The sequence below is a fragment of the Acinetobacter sp. SwsAc6 genome (assembly GCF_013391565.1).
GTDB lineage: Bacteria > Pseudomonadota > Gammaproteobacteria > Pseudomonadales > Moraxellaceae > Acinetobacter > Acinetobacter cumulans.
In genome coordinates this window covers 1-4,513 of record NZ_JACAXE010000057.1, presented here as the reverse complement: position 1 = coordinate 4,513, position 4,513 = coordinate 1, and the positions used below count along the sequence as shown (strand labels likewise).

Sequence of the window (4,513 nt, the reverse complement as noted above, 5' to 3'; positions counted from 1 at the left end):
TATCAAAAGACTATACCTGAATGATAGCGAGCCAAATCGCATACAATATCTATCATTAGACTTAATGCAATAATTAAATGATAGTATTATCATTAATCTAATAGAATTAAGATTAAATGATAGAAATGAATACACGTATTTATCTACGAGCTTCAACTAAAGATCAAGATGCAGAAAGGGCTTTGCAGATTCTTCAGGATCTAAACCAAAACTTGAATTTGGGTGAAACCATTGTGTACGTGGAAAACTATAGTGGTACGAAGTTAGACCGACCTGAATTGAATAAGCTACTGTCAGAAGCAAATCAAGGTGACACATTGTTAGTTGAAAGTATTGACCGCTTATCACGCCTAACCCAACGAGATTTTCAAGAGCTGAAGCGCAGGATCCAGGAGAAGGGACTTCGTTTAGTCGTAGCAGATCTTCCTACTACCTACCAAATGATTCAAACCAGTGACAGCATTACTCATTCAATCTTGGAACTCATCAACAATATGTTGATTGATCTTCTGGCAACAATGGCCCGCCTAGACAATGAGAAACGTATAGAACGTATTAAGCAGGGCCTGGCACGTTCGGGTTACAAACCAACAGGCAAGAAGGCAAATGAGGCTAAACATAAACGAATAAAAGAATTGCTAGTAGTTGGCAATATGACTAAGGAAGAAATTGCCAAAGCAGTGAATTGTGGAGTTGCAACTGTCTATCGAGTTGCTAAAGTTATCTAAAAGAGGCTTATCTCAACGCGCCCCCAATGGGGCACCGCTGCATTCAGGTTACTTCACATAAGAAATTTTATGTTAAATGATTGTTAGAAATGCCCCTTGATCGAGGCATTTTCTATAAAGAATACTAAAAACTAATTAAAGCCAACCAAGTTTCAAAACAAGGCAGTTCTCAGCAATCATATTTTTAAATTATATAACTCCCAACTGAGCTTTTGCTCCAACGATAAGGCTTTCATTTTGAGTTTCTAAGGCAAATAAACCATACATCAAAGGAGAGGCCGCTGCTCTTTCTAAAGTCTGTTCATATAGTTTATTCCAAACTTTACCCCCTAGTTTTTCATACTCGATGATTAGAGTTTTGAGGCTTTCTTCTCCAAACAAAGTTACATGCCCAGCAAAATCAATCGCTGGGTCATCTATATGGGCTGTTGACCAATCAATAACGCCTGAAACAGCTCCATCCTTTGAAGCTAGTACATGCCCAGCATATAAATCGCCATGTATAAATTGGGTGAAATCTGCCCATAGAACATCATTATCCAACCATTTTCTGTAGCGGGTTTCCAATTGCTCACTTATACCAATTTCAGATTTTACTAACTGCAAATTGTTTGCTATTTCAGGTCTTAAATCTGAAGGTTTCATAATTTTCAAATCATTTTCCCGAACTTCTTTTTCAGGAATACTATGGATTTCAAATAAGGTTTTTGCCAAAGATGTTATGTATTTCGGGCTATCTTTGTCCATATTCCAAATTATTTCATAGGTTTCAGCATCCAAATTTAAAACAGGATTATCTTTAAGTATGGGATAAGCCACTAATTCTGTAGATGAAATTCTCCAATCAGGAACCTCTACAGAAAGATGTTTTTTTACCAATTCTAAAATGCGTTTTTCTTTCTTGATTTGTTCCCTCATGCCATCACGACGAGGAATACGCAGCAACCATTGTTGCCCCTTTGTATCAAGAGCAAAAACGACCTTAAAATCAATGCCCATTTCATTGAAATTCATTTTGTCCGTAAGCAACAAGCCGTGTGCTTCAGCAAGTGATTGAATATCTTGAATTGTCATTTTTAATTTCCTTTAAAGAGTTCAATAATTAATGTTCGGATTAGATTGGCTATCATTAACAATCTCTCTCAAAAGTCTTGATGATTTTGTGGTCTTTGATCTCGTAGATAATGTCAGCAATATTATCGACCAATTGCTTGTCATGAGATACGAAGATAATAGTTCCTGCATAGGACTTCATCATTGTTTCTAATGCGGCAATACTTTTTAGGTCAAGATAGTTTCCTGGTTCATCCATAAGCAAAATATTATATTTTCCTAAAAGCATTTTGGATAAAAGCAGTTTGATGATTTCACCTCCCGATAAGTCGGATAAGTTTTTTTGAATATCATTCGCTCCGATCCCCATTGAAGCCAATACTGCACGAATTTCCGCAACTGTGTACTCGCACTCTTCCTGCATAAAGGAGAGCACAGATTTATGCGTGTTAAATTTATATCCTGTTTGTGTAAAGTAGCCAATTTCAGCTTTTGGAGATATGGTTAATCCATCAGCACGTTCTGATATCATTTTTAACAAGGACGTTTTCCCTGTTCCATTCGATCCAGTTATAGCGACTTTAGCGCCAAGCGGTATTATAAAGTTAGCGTCATCAAAGATAGTACGGCTACCAAATTTTAAGCTCAGACCATCTGCCGTAATCGGGAACTTATTGTGCAGTTCTAGGGCTGAACTTTGACGAAAACGAATAGAACGCAAATGCTCTGGTGCTTGAATATCTTCTAATGCAGCCAAACGCTTTTCCATACTCTTAGCTGCCTGATACAGTTTTCTTTGCTTGGTGCCAGTCATTTTTGCATGCCCAAGTCGTCCAGCACTTTCGGTAGAGTTTTTGGATTTTTCTCCTTTTTTCTTATTGTCTAATCGATTAGCTTGCTGGCGTTTTTCTTGCACAGCAGATTCTAATCGCTCCCGTTCCTTCATCATCAGCTCATATTCTACGGCTTGGTGTTGTCGCTCTTCTTCTTTTTGACGCAAGTAATCCGAGTAACCACCCCAATATTCCGTAATTTTACCGTCTTTTAACTCCCATATCTTGTCTACAACCATATCAAGAAAATATCGGTCATGACTGATAACAAGTAATGCTCCATCAAATGCTTTAAGTTGACCAATAAGTAGATCTATTCCATTGAGATCAAGGTGGCTGGTTGGTTCATCCGCTAGAATGCCATGTACTTGTTGGGAAAATGCGGCAGCAATTTTTGCACGAGTTTCCTCTCCGCCACTCATTGTGTCGTTTTGTACATTGGAAACACCAAGGCGAGATAACATTGCCCGGTCTTCGACCGTTTCTATTTCGATTCCGCCCAGTTGGCTGATATGTGCAAAATCACCAAAACGCTGTAATGTCGCTTCGGCTAAAACAATTTCGCCATTAAGTACTTTGAGTAAACTACTCTTTCCTGCTCCGTTATCACCCACAAGACCAATACGGTCATAAGAGTGAATTTCCAATTCATCAATATCCAAAACATCACGCCCAGCATAATCCAAGCGTATGTTTCTCGCTTTAATAATTAAACTCATTTTTATTTACTCCTGTTTAGCTCTTGAAATTTTTTATGCAGCAAACAGGATTTAGGTGAAAACAAAAGCTAGCATCACAGTGTCCTCCCAAAAAAAAAGCTATTCATCCACAGGGTGGACAAATAGCTAGTCAATTAAGTTATAACTGGAAACTATGCACTAAAAGCATACTTATAAATTAAGCATACTTTTACTTTATATATCCGCATATATTCTTAAAGACACAACAAAAGCCCACCATTATAAAATAGTGTCACTATGCAAATAGTTGTGTCTTAACGAATGCGGATAGAATGCATAAACTTACCTAAAAAATAAAATTCAGTTTTATGATAACTTTACTGTTAAAAGAAGTCTAGACAACCTTGTTTTATGCTTGGATATAAGGCTTATTTTAAAATAATAGTAGTGAAGATTTTCTAAAATTAACATAATACACCTTATACGAAATAAAAATGGGAGCCTTAAGCTCCCATTTTTTAAGTAATTTTTTCAAATAAGGCTTGGGTGAGCATCTAAAATTCGAATCAATGTAGCTGCTGGTCCAGTTGGATAGCGTCGTCCCTGTTCCCAATTTTGCAGGGTACGGGGGCTAATATGTAGACGTGCAGCAAATTCATTTTGGCTCAAGCCAGTTTTTTCACGTACTTCTTTAATATCAGGCAATTCGAGTTCTGTAACTCGGCTTGCTTTAACTTCTTTACGTTTGATAGCTCCAGCTTCTTTGATTGAAGCAACCAAGTCATCAAATAAGTTGTTATCCATGAAATTGCTCCTTCACGAGTTGGTGCAGAATGGCGGTTTCCTTATCTGTTAAATTATCTTTTACTGATTTTGGATAAGCCACTAAGAAAAAGATCTGATCATCCTCGGTGACCCAATAATAAATCACCCGTATCCCACCACTTTTCCCTTTGTTACCTTGAGCACAACGTACTTTGCGAATACCACCGCCATTCTTGATTAGGTCACCTCTATCAGGCTGTACCAAAAGATCTTGCTGAAGTTGACGATATTCCTCATCAGATACAAGGTCTTTAATTTGCTTGGTAAAGATGCTGGTTTCAATAAATAACATGGACTCTTTATACGTCAATGGCGTATTTGAATTTTAGCAGTTTCCATAACAAAAAACGAGAGCTGGTAGATCTCGTTTCGCATAACAGCCATTATGTTAAAT

General features: G+C 37.4%; 5 protein-coding genes. 1 reads left to right on the top strand and 4 read right to left on the bottom strand.

Annotation, left to right across the window (positions count from 1 at the left end):
• Positions 1 to 116 precede the first annotated feature (116 nt).
• A complete protein-coding gene (locus tag HYG93_RS18930; RefSeq protein WP_015060246.1) occupies positions 117 to 728 on the top strand; it encodes a recombinase family protein in 612 nt (203 codons plus the stop codon).
• Between the two features lie 189 nt (positions 729 to 917).
• Here HYG93_RS18930 and HYG93_RS18925 read toward each other — a convergent pair whose 3' ends face one another.
• From HYG93_RS18925 to HYG93_RS18910, 4 genes are all read right to left on the bottom strand, one after another.
• The gene (locus HYG93_RS18925) at positions 918 to 1,802 is read right to left on the bottom strand and encodes an Mph(E) family macrolide 2'-phosphotransferase (RefSeq protein WP_000155092.1); all 885 of its coding nucleotides are present in this window, start codon (positions 1,800 to 1,802) and stop codon (positions 918 to 920) included.
• 55 nt (positions 1,803 to 1,857) lie between these two features.
• A complete protein-coding gene (gene msr(E) / locus HYG93_RS18920) occupies positions 1,858 to 3,333 on the bottom strand; it encodes an ABC-F type ribosomal protection protein Msr(E) (RefSeq protein WP_000052512.1) in 1,476 nt (491 codons plus the stop codon).
• 492 nt (positions 3,334 to 3,825) lie between these two features.
• Complete coding sequence (gene nadS / locus HYG93_RS18915; RefSeq protein WP_000369781.1) at positions 3,826 to 4,098, bottom strand: NadS family protein; 273 nt, start codon at positions 4,096 to 4,098, stop codon at positions 3,826 to 3,828.
• Complete coding sequence (locus HYG93_RS18910; protein ID WP_000897307.1) at positions 4,091 to 4,411, bottom strand: type II toxin-antitoxin system RelE/ParE family toxin; 321 nt, start codon at positions 4,409 to 4,411, stop codon at positions 4,091 to 4,093. Before HYG93_RS18910 ends, nadS begins: the two co-directional genes overlap by 8 nt.
• Between the last annotated feature and the right edge of the window lie 102 nt (positions 4,412 to 4,513).

Coding starts and splice junctions, on each gene's coding strand:
- HYG93_RS18910 (WP_000897307.1), bottom strand. CDS start 4,411: ATGTTATTTATTGAAACCAGCATCTTTACCAAGCAAATTAAAGACCTT.
- HYG93_RS18930 (WP_015060246.1), top strand. CDS start 117: ATGATAGAAATGAATACACGTATTTATCTACGAGCTTCAACTAAAGAT.
- HYG93_RS18925 (WP_000155092.1), bottom strand. CDS start 1,802: ATGACAATTCAAGATATTCAATCACTTGCTGAAGCACACGGCTTGTTG.
- nadS (WP_000369781.1), bottom strand. CDS start 4,098: ATGGATAACAACTTATTTGATGACTTGGTTGCTTCAATCAAAGAAGCT.